At 35.4% G+C, this 17,967-nt stretch carries 12 protein-coding genes and 2 tRNA genes; 2 read left to right on the top strand and 12 right to left on the bottom strand.

What is annotated here, in order from left to right; all coding sequences use genetic code 11:
* Positions 1-128: 128 nt before the first annotated feature.
* The 12 genes from glgB to sufC form a co-directional block, all read right to left on the bottom strand.
* Positions 129-2,129, bottom strand: coding sequence for a 1,4-alpha-glucan branching protein GlgB (gene glgB / locus G634_RS18700; RefSeq protein ID WP_081676575.1), 2,001 nt, complete (start codon positions 2,127-2,129; stop codon positions 129-131).
* A gap of 118 nt (positions 2,130-2,247) precedes the next feature.
* Positions 2,248-5,865, bottom strand: coding sequence for a hypothetical protein (locus G634_RS0109590; protein ID WP_026505113.1), 3,618 nt, complete (start codon positions 5,863-5,865; stop codon positions 2,248-2,250).
* Positions 5,866-6,130: 265 nt separating this feature from the next.
* Positions 6,131-7,003, bottom strand: coding sequence for a 16S rRNA (adenine(1518)-N(6)/adenine(1519)-N(6))-dimethyltransferase RsmA (gene rsmA / locus G634_RS0109585; RefSeq protein WP_026505112.1), 873 nt, complete (start codon positions 7,001-7,003; stop codon positions 6,131-6,133).
* 36 nt (positions 7,004-7,039) lie between these two features.
* Positions 7,040-7,810 (bottom strand): TatD family hydrolase, encoded by a 771-nt coding sequence (locus G634_RS0109580; protein WP_026505111.1) that lies wholly within the window; start codon positions 7,808-7,810, stop codon positions 7,040-7,042.
* A 134-nt stretch (positions 7,811-7,944) separates the two neighbouring features.
* Positions 7,945-8,017 (bottom strand) — tRNA-Lys (locus tag G634_RS0109575).
* 251 nt (positions 8,018-8,268) lie between these two features.
* Positions 8,269-9,732 (bottom strand): radical SAM protein, encoded by a 1,464-nt coding sequence (locus tag G634_RS0109570; RefSeq protein WP_026505110.1) that lies wholly within the window; start codon positions 9,730-9,732, stop codon positions 8,269-8,271.
* Positions 9,733-9,906: 174 nt separating this feature from the next.
* The gene (locus G634_RS18695) at positions 9,907-10,491 is read right to left on the bottom strand and encodes a TetR/AcrR family transcriptional regulator C-terminal domain-containing protein (protein WP_035799565.1); all 585 of its coding nucleotides are present in this window, start codon (positions 10,489-10,491) and stop codon (positions 9,907-9,909) included.
* 52 nt (positions 10,492-10,543) lie between these two features.
* Positions 10,544-10,993: a Fe-S cluster assembly sulfur transfer protein SufU gene (gene sufU / locus G634_RS0109560; RefSeq protein WP_026505109.1), complete on the bottom strand. Its 450-nt coding sequence runs from the start codon at positions 10,991-10,993 to the stop codon at positions 10,544-10,546.
* Positions 10,983-12,200 (bottom strand): aminotransferase class V-fold PLP-dependent enzyme, encoded by a 1,218-nt coding sequence (locus G634_RS0109555; protein WP_026505108.1) that lies wholly within the window; start codon positions 12,198-12,200, stop codon positions 10,983-10,985. The genes sufU and G634_RS0109555 overlap by 11 nt, the downstream gene beginning before the upstream one ends.
* A gap of 64 nt (positions 12,201-12,264) precedes the next feature.
* Positions 12,265-13,428: a SufB/SufD family protein gene (locus G634_RS20335; protein ID WP_026505107.1), complete on the bottom strand. Its 1,164-nt coding sequence runs from the start codon at positions 13,426-13,428 to the stop codon at positions 12,265-12,267.
* 9 nt (positions 13,429-13,437) lie between these two features.
* Positions 13,438-14,856, bottom strand: coding sequence for a Fe-S cluster assembly protein SufB (sufB, locus tag G634_RS0109545; RefSeq protein WP_035799561.1), 1,419 nt, complete (start codon positions 14,854-14,856; stop codon positions 13,438-13,440).
* Between the two features lie 80 nt (positions 14,857-14,936).
* A complete protein-coding gene (sufC, locus tag G634_RS0109540; protein WP_026505105.1) occupies positions 14,937-15,692 on the bottom strand; it encodes a Fe-S cluster assembly ATPase SufC in 756 nt (251 codons plus the stop codon).
* Between the two features lie 361 nt (positions 15,693-16,053).
* On the opposite strand from sufC, the gene G634_RS0109535 reads away from it, so the two are divergent.
* Positions 16,054-17,559, top strand: coding sequence for a hypothetical protein (locus G634_RS0109535; protein WP_026505104.1), 1,506 nt, complete (start codon positions 16,054-16,056; stop codon positions 17,557-17,559).
* Between the two features lie 71 nt (positions 17,560-17,630).
* A tRNA-Gly gene (locus G634_RS0109530) sits at positions 17,631-17,701 on the top strand.
* The last annotated feature ends 266 nt before the right edge of the window (positions 17,702-17,967 follow it).

Raw genomic sequence — 17,967 nt, 5'->3', positions numbered from 1 at the left:
AATGATATCAAATCTTATTCTAATTTGCAACAATATAATTTCACTTCGATTAAATAAAAATGCTCCCATCTAAGTAATTCAAGATTTTACTATTTATCTTGTTTACCTAGAAAGGAGCATATCACTTTTTATTTTTCAATTGTTTTCTTTTTGCGGCTTGTTCGAGGAGTTTTTCTCGGAACCTTCTCGGTATGCGAATCTCTTGTCAATTTATCTTTTGATTCAGGATTATGGAAAACAAAAATCTCAGCACCATATGCAGGAAGATTCATTGTAATAGAATAGTCCTTGTAATCACATAAGCCTTGCTCTGCCTCAATCTTTGCCTGCATTCCAGTTCCCTGTCCGCCAAATTCAGGGCTTGCACTATCAAGTAAAAGTTCATATGTTCCCGGATATGGAACTCCAACTTTATATCCATCCCATGATACAGGTGTAAAGTTAATTACAAACAGTATGTTATCCCTACCATTTGTACTACGACGCCAGAAACTGTATGTGCTTCTATCTTTATCATCAGCATTTATCCATTCAAAACCATCCCAGCTATTATCAATTTCATGAAGTGCAGGATACTTCTGATATAATTCAAGAAGACGGGCAACATAATCTTTCATCCCCCTATGAAGAGGCTCAGAAAGAAGATACCAATCCAGTTCTCTTTTTTCACTCCATTCCCTGTTTTGACCAAACTCCTGTCCCATGAAAAGAAGCTTTTTGCCACAATGTCCCAGCATATATGTATATCCGGCTCTTAAATTTGCAAATTTATCGACCTCATAACCTGGCATTTTCTCTAACATGGAACATTTCAAATGAACAACTTCATCATGTGATAACGGCAGTATATAATTCTCTGCGTCATTATAACTCATGGCAAATGTCATCATATTGTGAGCACCTTTACGGAAATAAGGATCTAGTTTCATGTACTCGCAAAAATCATGCATCCATCCCATATTCCATTTGAAAGAGAATCCTAATCCGCCATTTTCGAGAGTTCCGGTAATCTTAGGCCATGCGGTTGATTCTTCTGCAATAGTCATTACTCCTGGATATTTCTTATGCACTACGCTATTTAAGTGTTTGAAGAATTCAATTGCAGCATAGTTCTCTTTTCCACCATCTTTATTCGGAACCCATTCTCCTGCTCTTTTTCCGTAATCGAGATACAGCATCGATGCAACAGCATCTACTCTTATTCCATCAACGTGGAACTTATCCATCCAGAACAGCGCATTTGCAATAAGAAAATCTTTTACTTCATTTTTTTCTAAATTAAAAATCTTGGTTCCCCAATCAGGATGTTCACCTTTTCTTGGATCTGGATCTTCATAGATGCATTGTCCATCAAATCTTCCAAGTCCGTGTGCATCTGTTGCATAGTGAGCAGGAACCCAGTCTAATATTACTCCGATATTGTTTTCATGTAGCTTATTGACAAGATACATAAAATCACACGGTTCTCCATATCTGGAAGTTGGTGCAAAATATCCTGTAACCTGATATCCCCATGAACCATCATATGGATGCTCTGCTATACCAATAAGCTCAATATGCGTATAATGCATTTCTTTGAGATAATCAACAATTCTGTCTGCAAATTCATGATATGTATAGAAACCATCTTCTGTTCCGTCCGGATGCTTCATCCATGATCCGATATGACATTCATAAATTGCAATTGCCTCTTTGTTTAAATCCTTTTCTTCTCTTGCAGTCATCCATACATTATCTTTCCATTTAAAACCATCTAAATCTGTCGTTTTGGATGCTGTTCCCGGTCTTAATTCAGCATAGTTTGCATATGGATCTGCCTTATAAAGTTTTTCTCCATCTGGTGATGTGATTAGATATTTGTAAAGCTCGCCTACTCCTACTCCTGGAATAAAACACTGCCATATTCCACTATTTTTCAGCTTCTTCATTGGATGCAGCTCTTCATCCCACCCATTAAACGAGCCTATAACATTAACTGATGCAGCATTCGGGGCCCAAACAGCAAAAAACATCCCCTTTCGTCCATTTTCTTCGGATTTGTGTGCGCCTAGTTTATCATATATCTCGTAGTGAGTTCCTTTACCAAAGAGATATTCGTCTGCCTCTGAAATAAAAACCTTGCTTTCCATTTGGAATGACCCCCATGTAATGATTTTTTTGATGTAACAGACTAACTTTAGAACTTTGGCATTTCTTACCCGACTAATATAAGCCGGGTAAGTTGCCCTTTTATTCAGAAAAAAATGATTATTCTTCAAAATCTTTTTCTGTTAAAACAATCATATCTTCTTCATCATATCGTTTATTGAAGACTACGTCAAAGAAATGACCAACAGTTTTTTTGGAAACTTTCTTAATTGCTTCATTAACAAGCTTCTCAACATCTTCGATTGTAACATCATGATCGATTGTCTGCATACTTTCAATTCTAGAATGAAGTGCAAGAACACCAAGATTATCAATCGAATATTCTTTTTCCATAGCATACTGCTTTGCATAAGCTACAAGCGTTTCGTTATCTAAAGCTTCAACATCAACTCTTACATTGAAACACTTATATAATATGTTATGGCGCTTTAACAGCCTGTTCATATCTTTGCTATTATCTTCAAGAACCACTATGATGCCGTACTTATCATTTTTAAGTGCTTTTATGAGTGATTCAACTGTATCTTTTTTCATATCAGCAGCTCTTTGAATTATCAAAGCGCCACCTCTAAGCTTTTGAATAATACTAGATACGCTCTTAATATTGAGCGATTGAGCTGTTATTTTGGCAACCTTTCCATTGAACTTAGGGTTGTTCGCCTGAACAGATTTGATTAATCCTTTTGCCAAATTTATAGTACCTGTTCCCTCTTCGCCAGTTACAATTGCATTGTTGGTACCAGGCGCAAGATTAAGTCTGTCAATGGCTTCAATTATCTGCTTTCGCGACTTTCTATGATGAATGTAAGGTCCAAATAACTCTTTTTCTTCCGGCGTCATTGCACGGACTCTGGTAGCCATTTTCTGAGATTCAGGATCTTCAATCTGGTTAGATGGCTGCTCATTTTCTGTTTCAGAAATTTCTGTATCTACGGATGTTTCTTCAGGAACTTGAGACGTTTCTTCTTCCTTCACATCTTCTTGCGGAATTTCTTTAGATTCAGTCTCGCATACTTCTTTGTCTTTATCTAATTCAGACTCATTAGCTACGATATCTTCCTGTTCTTTTTGGTCCGTTTGATCATCAATTTCTGCTTCTTGTGATTTTTCTGAATCACTTTCCAAAGATTCTTTTTTTATATCTTCATTAGCTTCTTCTTCATTATCAACTTCTTTAGATACATCCAAATCTTTTTTCTGTTCATCAGATTCTTCTTTATCAGGTCCTTCTGTTGTGCTCTCAGCTTCCTGTGTTTCTTCCTTGTTGCCTGTCAAATCCTCAGATGTTATAGCTTGTTCTAAATCCAACTTGCTATCTGTCACTTCGGATTCTTTTTCCCCGTCATTTACAGGCTCTTCTGACTCCTCTACAGAATCTTCCTTAATTTCCTGTATTTTCTGATTCACAAGTTCTGTAATGCCCTTTACCAGTTCATTGTCTCCCGCTACTTCGAACAAATCTTCGATAAAATCAACATTCCCTTGATCATCAGCTTCTTCATCCGGCTCCACTATGGTATCCCTGGCAGCTCTCATTGCTGCTCTTTGTTCTGCCAAAAGTCTTGCCTTTGCTTTTTCTTTTGTCCTAAGCTCCTCATAAGCTTTAGCCTTTAATGCTTCCTGCCTTGCTCCTGCACGTTCTGCCCTAGGATCATAGGACACTGGCATAATAGTTCTTGTTCCAAGATGTCTTTGCGAACTTCTTTCTAAAGGTTCATTTTCATACAAATCATCAATTGCAGATGCATTCTCATCATCGCTATCAGATTTCTCTCTATTTTCTAGAGGCTGTCTTGGATGATCTTTATCCGGAATAAAAGCATTTATTTTCTGAGATTTAATCTCAGGACTTTTTTCTTTAAAATGCATATGAGGCTCTTTGGAAGGTTTTAATAATTCTTCTTTTGCCTCTACAACATTTTCCTTTTCTATAGATTCTAATGACTTTTCAATTTCTTCAACTTCCAAGTCTGTTTCAGAATCTTTTGTTTTTTCAATTTCTTTAGCGATTACTTTATTTTTGTCTGTAAGACTTTGATCCTTTTCTGGTTCTTCTAATTCTTCAAGGTCTTTTTCGACTGATAAATCACTTTTGGATAACTCTTTTTCCTCATCCTCTTTTACAAAGAGCTCTTTGTAATCAGCTTTTGAAGTGTCTTTTTCATTTTGCTTTTCTTTTGGTTCTTCTATTACATCTTTTTCATCTTGAACTTCTTCATTTCTGAAATTCTCTTCATCGTCAAGATTAAGAATCTCTTCGTCATCATTTTCATCGTTAAACAAGACTTTGCGAGGATTCTCTAACGTCTTATCAGAACGCTTTGACGGAACCGATATCTTATCAAGTTTCTCTCTTCGTTCGCGCTTTATCTCTTCATTTATCTGACGTTCCATCTGATTCTGAAGATCATATTTTACATTTTCATCATACTGCGTAAAAACACCTTTCAAGCGCTTTGAAACAAGATTTGATATTTCTTTTTCCTGGTTCTTTTTCTGTTCTTTTTTGATTTTCTCCATGATGTCGCTAATACTTATCTGGCCGGTTATCTGACCTTCATCTAAGTTCGACTCTGGAACAACCATACTTATCTGACCGTCTGTTTCCTGACGAAGCATGTCATCGAAATGTCCGCTACTATCAACGGCCGGCATACCAACTCTTCGTGTAGGTCTTATCATACCTCCGCGTTCTTCTGCCTGATTTTCAGGAGCATCGGTTCTTACCCACACTTCCTGCAATTCAACATCGTTTTTGGTATCACTGACTTGCTCGTCATTGTAGATGTTTTCATTTTCTTTGTCAGACTTCATAATCTGCTCAACATCTGCACCGATCGAGGAATGAACATTCATTATATCCTGATGAACATTGTATTGCAGATCAAGCTCTTCTCTACTTGGCATCCCCGCCTGTAATGCTGCAGTTTCCACCTCTGGATGAAAATTTTGATCATTTCCATAGAAAGGTTTGGTAGGCTGCTTTTCTTCTTCGGGTTCCTGTATCCTTTCCTCTTCAACCTTTTCTTTGATTCTTACTTCTTTGTTGCTTTCATCTTCTTTTTTCCTTCGAAGATTCCTTTTTTCGCTCGTTCCTTCCTGCTTTGCCTTATATCGCTTATAACGTGCTTCCTGTTCGGGCGATAGCGGTTCATGGAGCGCTTTTAATTCAAGGGCTTTGGTTACATATTTTCCTTCGCCAAACCATAAAAACATTTCATCGACTTCTTCTATACATTCAGTCGTAAGTCCGATTCGATGATATAAATATGCAAGCTCATAAGCCCATTTTTCTCTATAATCATGCTTTTTAAACTCTTCGAGAACAGCTATTCTCTCCTCAAGGCTTACATCCTGAGCCTCGTAGAGATGGTATTGCAAAATATAGCGTCCTGTATCTCTTGGAGCAATACGCACAAATTCTTTATAATACTCAACGGCCTGCACGAATTCACCAAGCTTTATTGAAAGCTCGCATAGTGAATAGACAATTGCACGTCCTTCGGGGTATCTATCATAGGCGATTAGAAGAATTTCCTTACTCTCTTCATAGCGGCGATTAATTTTGTATAAATCACTGATAGTACACAGCATGGCAACATTTCTAACTCTGCGCCAATCAATGTAATCAGCTACGTTAACTGCATCGCTATACCTCCCCTTTGCGATTAATGTCTTAATCTCTTCAGACCGCATCTTATATTCAAACTTATCCAAAACTTTGCCCTCTTCAACAATTGTTTTCAACAAGATGCTATCGAAAAAATAACGTATTTTTGATAAAAATAGTTACTCATGGGCAAAAAAGCCCATCTTTTTAGATATAATCTAGGTAAATTCTAACATATGCCATATAAATTGTCAAAAAATAATCCAAATTTTCTTGTTCTTTTTTGGGAAAATTGCACAGATTAGCGTTATTATTTAAATTTTTTTTGTAAAAAAATAAGTCGCCGCTAAAAGCAGTGACTCATTTGAAAAACTATTTTTTTATTTCTTCAATCAAAATATCTGAAAGCTTTGCAAAATCCTCCAAAGAAAGCTTTTCACCTCTCTCTGTTCTGCTCTTTCCAATCTTTTCCAAAGCATTTCCTGCAGTATCCTTAGATATTCCTAAATCTTTAGCATTAGAAAGTCCATTAACAAGGGTCTTTCTTCTCTGAGAAAATGCAGCTCTTACTACCTGAAAGAAAAACTGTTCATCTTTAACTTCTACAGGCATCTTCTCGTATCTTTTCAGGCATATAACAGAAGAATCAACTCCTGGCTGCGGAATAAATGAAGATGGCGAAACTTCACATATTATTTCTGGCTTTGCGTAATACTGAACTGCAAGCGAAAGTGCACCATATTCCTTGGAACCTTCCTCTTCCTGCATTCTGTCTGCAACTTCTTTCTGCACCATAACTGTTATAGACTCAATCGGTGCTCCTGCCTGAAGAAGTTTCATTATGATAGGCGTAGTAATGTAATAAGGCAGATTTGCAGCAACCTTTAACGGCTTTCCATTATTGTATTTTGCGGCAAGTTCTGCAATGTCAACATCCATAATATCGCTATTTATTACTGTGACATTATCATAATCTTTCAAAGTATAATCTAAAACAGGCAAAAGTTTGGTATCGATTTCCACCGCTATAAGATGTCCTGCGCTTTCAGCAAGATACTGTGAAAGAGTTCCTATTCCAGGACCAATTTCTAATACACAATCATCTTTTGTAATATTAGATGCGCCAACAATATCTTCCAATACACTCTCATCTATAAGAAAGTTCTGTCCGAACTTCTTCTGAGCACTCAAATGGAACATTTCAATAATATTCTTTGTTTCTCTTGCATTTCCTAAATATGCCATATCCATCCATTCCGGCGAAATAACGCCTTTTGAAACTTACTTTATACCAAATAAATCTCTTGCATTCTTCTCTGTTATCTCTAAAACTTCCTGCTCTGTAATATTTTTTAATTCAGCAATCTTTGCCACCACATACTTAAGATTTGCAGAATTGTTGCGAGTTCCTCTAACTGGTTCCGGTGCCATGTAAGGGCAGTCAGTTTCAATTATAATGTTATCGATAGAGATTTCTTTAACAACTTCTTTTAACTTCTTACTGTTCTTAAAAGTTACTGCACCGCCTACTCCTATATAATAACCCATTTTAACATATTCCCTAGCCTGTTCCACACTATAGGAATAACAGTGAACGTCTCCAGTAACTCCAAGCTTTGATGCTTCTTTCAACATCTCTAATGTATCGGCTGCTGCATCTCTAGAATGAATAACAACTTTCATATTGAGTTCTGCTGCCAGTTCTAACTGTCTCCTGAACCAGTGTTTTTGAACTTCTCTTTCCGGATTATCTTCATAATAGTAATCAAGCCCTATTTCTCCAATTGCAACAACTTTCTCATCTGCCGCAAGCTTTTTAATTTCTTTAATAGCATCCTCAGTCATAAGGCCTACTTCACTAGGATGTATTCCGACATTAGCATAAAAAAACGGATATGTATGAGCAAGTTTAATTGCATCCCTGCACCCTTTTAAATCTGCAGCACTGTTTATTACTATTCCAACATCTTCTTTTATTAAACTTTTTATAAGGCTATCTCTATCCTCATCATATTGTGAATCATCATAGTGAGCGTGTGTATCAATAATCATATATATTCTCCAGACTAATGAACAACTTTACCTGTGATAATAGCTAAGTTTTCAAAACTTATTATCATGGTATGTAAAAACAGCACAAAAAAAGTACCGCCCCATGGGATGTGCCCACAAAACAGTACTCGGCGTGGACCGCCAGGGTCTCGAACCCTGGACAACCTGATTAAGAGTCAGGTGCTCTACCAACTGAGCTAGCGGTCCATTTATTATTTTGTTTATCGTTCGGAGTGCCTTGCCTCGCGACAAGAAATACTATACTCTTATTACACTTATATTGCAACCCCTTTTTTTTATTTTTTTTGATATTGTGACAACTGCACAATAACACTTGAAAGTATTACTGTGCAGTTGTACATTATCTCTATAAAATATATGGAATTATTCCCGTTTCACCAATATAGATTCTTATCTTTGTTATGAAAACAAAGAACCGTGCCAGACCAAAACTAGAATCAACCATGAAATGCCACTTCATGTTCATTCATATCCACACTCTCTGTTTCTTTATCGCAGTAGTATTCATATTTATTAACATGATGAGGACGACTGTTCCAAATTTCATCAGCTACTACTCCCCACTCTTTTGAATATGCATCACATTTTTCACAAAGATGATCAACTTCTTCTGGTGACTCCATGTTTGTCTGATGAGCTCCTGTTTCCTTGACCATCCTTCTTAGATAAGAAGGATTCTCTAGCATTGGGCATGGACGTAAATGATTTTTGTTAAACGGCTGATTCTTGTAATAAGCCATAAACAATGGTGAACGCAGTATTTCAAGTATTGAACTATTCTTTATATTAGCATTTGAATAATGGATAAATACGCATGGCTCAGCATCTCCATTTGAATTTATATGGAAATAATTTCTTCCTCCTGCTATGCATCCACCTACAAATTCACCATCGTTCTGAAAATCCATAGGATAAAACTCAATTTCTGAATCTTCTCCTCTTACTTGCCTTATCCTATCAATCATTATCCTTCTTTGTTCAACCGTTGGCATAAGTTCTGGCGTTGCATTAGTACCTACCGGCATATAATGGAAATAAAATCCAAATCTGGCCCCTTTTTCTTCGAGAAGATGGAAAAACTCATCACTTGTTACAGCTTCTATATTGCTTCTTGTATAACAAATTGATGTACCAAATACTATTCCGTGACGCTTTAAACAGTCCATAGCATTCATGGCTGCCTGATAGTGCCCATTACCTCTTCTGTCATCATTGGTTTTCTCTGTTCCTTCAATAGACAACATAAATGTTATATTTCCGAGTTCTCTGACTTTCTCTGCCATTTCATCATTTATCAAAGTAGAATTCGAATACAATCCAAAGAAACAGTCATTGTGTTTTTGGGCCAGTTTAAAAATATCTTTCATTCGAACGGTTGGTTCTCCGCCTGTCATCATATATAAATAAACACCGAGTTCTTTTCCTTCAGAAACGATTTTATCCATCTCTTCGAAAGACAAAGAAGCCTTATGTCCATATGTTCCGGACCAGCAACCTTTACATTTCAAATTGCATGCCATTGTGGGATCAAAAAGAATAAGCCACGGAATATTACAGTGATACTTTTCTCTATTTTTTCTTATCGTCTTTGTTCCGTGGAAAAAAGCTTCATAACCAAGATTTAAAAGCATCATCTTAGCATAATGCGGATCTGTTTCATCTACGATTCTGTTGATAAAGCGCATCCATCTATTGTTTGGATTCTGCACATATTCACGCACTTTTGCTATATTCTCAGCACTTGCGTTTTTCCCATAGAATTTAGCTGCTTCATCCACTAGTTTCACGTAAATTTTGGTCCTGTCCTCTTGACTGTCAAGATTTTTTAAAAATTTATCAATAAGAACACTAAAAGCCTTACGCTGCATTGAATGAGAGATACTGTAAGTTACTGATTTCATAATAATGCCTCCATCAAAAAATACTATTGCTGCTACAAAAAAAACGGTAACACAATAACATTTTGTATTATTCCCTTACTTTTATTATAAGAAGTCTTTTATGCAAAAGTAATCGGACAAGTTATGTACAATGGGGCATTTTGGGACGTTTATATGATTTTGTCCATAAATTTTTTAACTTTTTTTAAACACTTTTTCTTCCTTATGTCTTTTCATAAGTACATCATCTCTTATTATAACTTTTGCCAGTCCTACACTGGCCTGAATCATCTTATCGACGAATTCTTCAGAATCCATCTGCATACCTTCAGACAGCCATCTCATTATAGAAGAAAGGAAAGCATCGCAAAAAAAAGTCACAAAGAAATCCTGAACACCCTCGTCTCCATAGATTGTTCTTACGTAACCAGCCACAAGAGGTCTAATAGATTCTAATACATAGTCATAAAATGAGTTCTGCCCATCTATACTAAATGCATTTAAATAAAACTGTCTATCTTCATAGAATCTGTTACATACATCTCTTATGGCATCCCATCCTGTTGTATAGGACTTAATATTCATTTTGCTAAGGAAATCATTAGAAAATATCCAGTTAACCAGATCGTATTTGTCTTTGAAATGATAATAAAAGCTCTTTCTATTCATTCCACAGCCTTCACATATATCAGAGACACTGATTTTATCAAAAGGCTTTTTTATCATTAACTTTTTTAAAGAAGCTGCGAGAGCATTTTTAGTAATATTTGATTCTGACATTTTACACTCATCCCACCTGTTTTATTTAAGATGGCATGAGTGCATATAAAAATCAGGAAAGTTTTTCTGACTTCTCAGGATTATTTAATATTTCCTGCATCGTATGCCATCCAAGTACTGCACATTTTACACGCGCAGGCATATGACTTACATCCTGAAGAGCTGCTGCCTCATCTAGAACTTCAAGTTCAGCTTCATCAGTAATGTTTCCTTTAATCATCCCCATGAATACCTGAGCCATTTCCAATGCCTTTTCTTTAGTCTTGCCAATAATCTGATCAGCCATCATATCAACAGATGCCTGAGATATTGCGCATCCTGTTCCTATAAACATTGCATCTTCTATTATTTCTCCATTTAATTTCAACTGAAGAATAATATCATCTCCGCAGCTAGGATTCACTCCGCGAAGCACTAAATCAGGACCTTCCATTCTGCCCTTGTGCATTGGATGTAAATTGTGTTCATTAACTATTTCACGATAAAACTGCTTAATCTCCATAACCCATAACCTTTCTGACATTAGCAAGAGAATAGATTAACTTCTCAATTTCTTTTTTCGTATTATAAAAATATATACTTGCTCTTGCTGTCGAACCGACCTTCAAAAACTGCATAAGAGGCTGAGCACAATGATGTCCCGCTCTTATACATATATTATCTTCATTTAAGATAGATGCAATGTCATGCGGATGAACTCCTTCTATTGTAAAAGTTACTATTCCGCTATGTTCACTGGGATTTATGGAACCATATGTATTAATATACTTCAAATCTTTAATTCCGTCCATTAAATAAGCAGTTAATTCATTTTCGATATTTTCAATCGTATCAAATCCAACACTTTCAAGATAATCAATAGCCTTTGCAAGTCCTACTGCTCCTTCTGCATTTACAGTTCCTGCTTCAAACTTGTGCGGAACTTCTGCAAACGTCGCACTATCTCTAGTAACATACTCTATCATCTCACCGCCTCTTAAAAATGGTGGCATATGCTCTAACAAACTTTTCTTTCCATAAAGAACTCCTATACCCATTGGAGCCATAAGCTTATGTCCGGAAAAAGCCAGAAAATCTGCATCCAAATCTCTAACATCAATCTTTTTATGAGGCGCAGACTGCGCAGCATCCACTACTACAACTGCTCCAAATTTATGTGCATAAGAAGCAATTTCTTTAACAGGATTTGTAACACCAAGAACATTGCTTACATGCCCTATAGATACTATTTTGGTCTTTTTGCCTATCTTACTTTCATACTCTTTCCTGGAAATAACTCCATTCTTATCAGGCTCTAAATAGATAAGCTTTGCCTTTGTATTATTACAAACAAACTGCCAGGGCAAAATATTACTATGATGCTCCATAACACTTATTACTACTTCATCGCCTTCTTTGAGATTTGAAAGACCATAGCTGTATGCTACAAGGTTTATGGATTCTGAAGTATTTCTTGTAAAAACAATTTCGCTACTATCAGATGCATTAATAAACTCTGCGACTCTCTCTCTTGCCTGTTCATATCTGTTTGTAGCCTCAATGCCAAGGTCATATAAACCTCTTAATGGATTTGCATTTGATTTTTTATAAAAATCACAAATAGCATCCAATACCACTTTAGGCCTTTGAGTTGTAGCTGCATTATCCAAATATATGTATTTATTATCACTAAAAAAAGGAAAATCCTTTCGATAAATATTTTCTTCCATAGCCTCTACCCAAATCACTTTCTTGTAATTTTATAATTGACTCTCTCTGCCCATGACAAGCCAATTACAAGATATTTTCAAGCTTATTTTCTATAACCTTTACAAGTTTTTCATCCGGAATATCTCTTACTATACTATCAATTCTTGCCTTTATAAGAAGTTTTCCAGCTTCTTGTTTAGTAAGTCCTCTTGTCTGCATGTAAAAGAGCATATCCTGAGATAATTGTCCTATTGTAGCGCCATGGTGACCGTCAACCTTTTCTTCGCTACATAGAATTATAGGAATAGATCTATTCTCAACATTTTCTGACAAAAGAAGTGTATCTTCATTCTCATCACCAATACTGTCTTTAGATCCTTTTCTAAAATCAATTGTTCCTCTCCAGTTCTTCCTTGCGTTATCCAAAAGAACTCCTCTGTAAACAGCATCTGATTCAGTATTCTCGCCGTTTTGAACACTTATATAGTTAAAATCAAGTTTTTCATCTTTTCCAACTATATAACCTGTCTGATTGGTACTTTTTGATCTGTCTCCCAAAAGAGTGTTGTATACACCAACATATGATTTCTGACCACCAATTTCTATCTGTTTGAACAGAACATGTCCGTCATCGTCAACAACTCCTCCAACATCATCAAAATGAAGAGTTTTGTTACCAAGAAGCTGAGTTTTTATCAGTGTTAACTCTGAATTTTTTCCAACATAGAAACGTGTACTGATACCTACAAGTCCTTTAAAGTTATCTTCGGAAGTATAGTCCATAATAACCGTAAGACTACTATTATCAGGTACTATAATTACCTGTCTTGACAAAACATTTCCATATTCATCTGCCTTTGCACTAAGTCTTACAACATCTTTTTCTAAATGGTTTTCTTTTGCTTTAATGAGAAGACTTCTAATAGCTTTTTTTTCAAAAAACTCATCAATATCAATTCCCATTCCGGTTCTGACAACCTGATTAGAATTTCTTAGATTGCTATTATTAGGAATCTCCTCTTCAATGTTTTTTTTACTTATTTTCTCATTTATTTTGGCAAATATAGTAACAACACAATCATTTGAAATTTCCTTAATACATTCTACGCTCTTTGGCATATGGACAATCTTTATATCGTTATAACGAGTATTATCCACACTCTTTTCTTCTATATTCAATTTTTCTTCATTTAACGAAAGTTTGTTTATAGTCCTTACAGGAAGCTCATTTACTATCAATTCAGCCATCTAATAACCTCACATATTCCCTGACATTTCCAGCTTTATCAGATTGTTCATCTCTACAGCATACTCAAGTGGAAGCTCTTTTGATACGGAGTTTGCAAAACCTGATACTATCATCGCTCTTGCATCTTCTTCACTAATGCCTTTACTCATCAGATAAAAAATCGCTTCATCGCTTATTTTTCCAATCTTAGCTTCGTGTCCTATGTCAGAATCATTTGTTCGTATATCCATTCCGGGAATAGTATCCGATCTTGAAATACTATCTAACATGAGTGAATCACAAGATACAGAAACCTTTGATTTTCTGGCTGACGGCATAACTGTCACACTACTTCTAAATGTACCAATTCCGCCATCTTTACTTATAGATTTGGTATTAATTATTGATGAAGAACCTTCACCTATATGGAGTACTTTGGCTCCTGTATCAAGGTTTTGACCTTTGCCGGAAAATGTAATTCCTGTGTATTCCATACTAGAATTATCACCTTTTAGAATAGTCATAGGATACAGGTATGACACATGCGATCCAAATGAGCCTGAAACCCATTCCATTCTTCCACCTTCTTCAACTCTTGCACGCTTGGTATTAAGGTTGTACATATTTTTGGACCAATTCTCAATTGTTGAATATCTAAGCTTGGCATTTTTACCAACAAAAAGCTCTACACAACCTGCATGAAGGTTTGCAACATTATATTTTGGTGCTGAACAGCCTTCAATAAAATGAAGGTCTGCTCCCTCATCAACAATAATCAGAGTGTGCTCAAATTGACCTGCTCCAGCAGCATTTAGACGGAAATAAGACTGGAGAGGAATTTCAACCTTGACATTCTTTGGAACATATACAAATGAGCCTCCAGACCATACTGCGCCATGAAGAGCTGCGAATTTATGATTAGTTGGGGGAACCAGCTTCATAAAGTGCTCTTTAACCATATCCGCATATTCTCCCTTAAGAGCACTTTCGAAATCCGTATATATTACACCCTGTCTTGCTACTTCATCTTTTATATTGTGATATACAAGTTCTGAATCATATTGAGCGCCAACACCTGCAAGTGACTTACGCTCTGCTTCAGGAATTCCAAGCTTTTCAAAGGTATTCTTGATATCATCAGGAACATCTTCCCACCTATTCTTCATATCAGATTTTGAACGTACATAGGAGGAAATCTTATCTATGTCAAGGCCTTCTATGCTTGGTCCCCAGTTTGGCATATTCATTTCATTGTATATATCAAGGCATTTTAATCTGAATTCTCTCATCCAATCGGGATCTTCTTTTTCTCTGGAAATCTTTTCCACTATATCCCTTGTAAGGCCTTCTTTTTCTCTGTAAAAATTTGTTTCATTTTCTTCATCTTTAAAATCATACAGAGAGTTTGCTTCATAATCCCTCAAAGACTCTTTTAATTCATCCAACATACTTGAAAAACTCCATTTCTATTGAATTGTTTTGTCATTAAGCCTAAATACTTAATAGGCATTTGCTTATTACTACATTCTCAAACAACTACCTGTTCATATTTTTCGAAACCTTCGTTGTTAATTTCTTCAACAAGTTCAGGCCCGCCTGATTTAACAATTCTTCCTCCTATAAGGATATGTGCCTTATCAATCTTTAATGATTCCAAAATTCTGGTGCTATGAGTGATGATAATAAGAGCTCCATTTTCTCTCTTCTGATATTCTTTGACACCCTTAGATACAGTTCTTACAGCATCTACATCAAGTCCGGAATCTGTCTCATCCAAAATAGCAAGTTTTGGAGATAACATAAGAAGTTGCAGAATCTCAGCCTTCTTCTTCTCACCACCTGAAAAACCAACATTTAAATCTCTATCTGCAAAATTATTATCCATTCCCAGTATCTTCATGGCTTCTTCAAGTTTTTTCTTATAAGCCAGTAGTTTAATAGGTTTTTTTGTCTGCGCACTTATCGCATTTCTGATGAAAGTTCCAAGTCTTATTCCAGGAACTTCTATTGGATTCTGGAAAGACATAAATAACCCCTCAGCTGCTCTCTTATCTGCACTAAAATCTGTAATGTCCTTCTGATTGAAAAAAATCTTTCCATCTGTAATCTCATAACTTGGATTTCCCATAATAGCATTTCCAAGTGTTGATTTACCTGCTCCGTTTGGTCCAAGAAGAACGTGAACTTCGCCTTCATTCACTTCCAAATTTAATCCTTTCAAAATTTCTTTCTCGCTTACATTCACTGACAGATTTTCTATTTTAAGCAATTCATGAGTATTCATAAGTCTTCCTTCTTTCTATGAATTTTCCATTCTTTTCCTATGTGATTAGTAGGATTTAAATTCACTATAACACCTTATATGATTAATTACAATAGACTCCAATTAAAATAGTTATTATGCGGTTTCTAATTTTTTATTCCTGTAAATAATACATTTCATCACTTTAATATCTATACGATTTTAAACTATGATACACTGTTATTGTTCACTCGCCTGCAAGGTTATTCTTATTCCGCGCAGGATTTTATAAATACTATTTTCTAATTTTTTTCATGATAACATATAGTTACTATTTTCCAGTTGATATATGCAGGAAGTTTCTCTTGCATCAATCTTACGATATCATAAGAAAGGATTATATATGCACAAAAAAGCTCTTTTTCATAAAAAATACATGTCATTTTCCAAAAGATTAATTACTACTCTTCTTAGTACTACTCTTCTTGTATCCGCTACAGGATGTGAAAAAAAGACAAACACAGATACTCTAGCTAAAAACACCTCTTCCAATGAAGAACATTTCATGGATTTATACGAAAGTCAGATGGAATCGTCCTTAAACGAACTCTCAAATGCAGACGATTCTTATAATGACAATCTTCTTATTTCTCTTTTATCAGGAAAAGTTCCTGAAAAAGGCGTTGATTTATCTGCTATTGTCAGCGTTGAATTTGAAAAAGAATCCTGGAAGAATTACTGTAAAAACTCAAGCTTAGATTTCGAAATAAAATATCATCCAGAAAAAAATGAAGTTCAAACTCAAGTTACAGGATATAAGAACAATGAAAAGAAAAGCGAATTAACATCGATATTAGACGGTGATGAAGTTTATACATATACTCCTGAAGATTCCTATATAACTACCAAAGAAATTGCTACTGATTCTCTTTTGAAAGTAATGGGAGTTTATTTTCCTCAAACTAAAGATGATAGCACTCTTAAATCCTCTTCTGCTTCAAAATTAGAACTTGCAAAAAAATCTTCACAGTCTATCAAGTGGTTGACCGGTATACTAAAGAGTTTCAGCACACTAGTTACAAATGATAATGTAACTGTTATGGATGAAGAACTTACAGGCGGTATATATCAGGATAATAAAATAAAAGTTAAAACTTATGTCTGCACACCAACAGGCAAAGATGCTGAAAATATGATTAAAAATATGAGCAAGTATCTTAATGAAAACCCTGAAGCATGCGAATACGTACAGTCCATTATGCGTCCGACTTCTGTAATGCTGGGTACTAATGTCAAAGGTGGAACTTCATTTATCGAAGATCTTGCAAATGGTGATGCCCAAAAGCTTGCAAACGATGCCAGTGTACTTAGTAAAGAATTTGAAAAAAAGAATCTTACATGGAAAATATCTGACGATGCAGACAAGAATATAAAAAGAGTTGTCTTCGAAGTCGGTGAAAAAGATAAGCTTAAAATTTCCTATGATTATTTCAAAGACCATGGATATGATGTAAAGCTTTCATATAAACAGTACACAATTGATTTTAAATTCGTAGCTTCAGATGATTTAAGTATATCCAAAGATAATAAATATTCTGTTCTTGGAATACCTTATGGAACATTTACACTTTCTGCTTCTGAAGGAAAAGACGTTTCAGATGCAACTATTACTACTTGCAAAACTGATGGCAAAGACCTTCACAAAATAAGATTCTATGGCGGAAATTCTCTTGGATTCGTTAATCTTAATGTCCTTGCATCAAACGAAAGCTATATAGATCTTAGTAACTTTGAAAAGAATAAAGAAAAAGCTGAAGATTATAAATCAGAGGATAAAGCTGAACCATATTACTACCGCCTCTCTGGAATGATAAATGGTATATTATATCCACTTGTTTTTGATGAATAATACAAAAAAATAAAAAAATTTTGTTTTTTTGTTGACAAATAAGATTTTCTCTGATAAACTCTTATTTGTTCGCGGGTGTAGTTCAATGGTAGAACACCAGCCTTCCAAGCTGGATACGTGGGTTCGATTCCCATCACCCGCTTCTTTAATAATTTTTTACCTCCGGTAATCCAATATAAGGTTTACCGGAGGTTTTTTATACGAAAAAGCACTTTTCTTTATTTCTCACTATAATCCTAATCCTGATATCTCTTTTTGGAATTTGCATGTATAAAGATTTTCAAAAAGACCAGTTTGCGTGGTTTTTGGAACGCAGTGACAAAAATCTATACTTTATTGTTTCTATATAGTCCGTTTTACTGTTTGTATATTTCGTCGCAGACACGCTTTCGCTTGATTATAAACGTA

Source organism: Butyrivibrio sp. NC3005 (assembly GCF_000424545.1).
GTDB lineage: Bacteria > Bacillota > Clostridia > Lachnospirales > Lachnospiraceae > Butyrivibrio.
The sequence above is the reverse complement of the archived record's forward strand: the minus strand, read 5'-3'. Positions and strand labels throughout refer to the sequence as shown.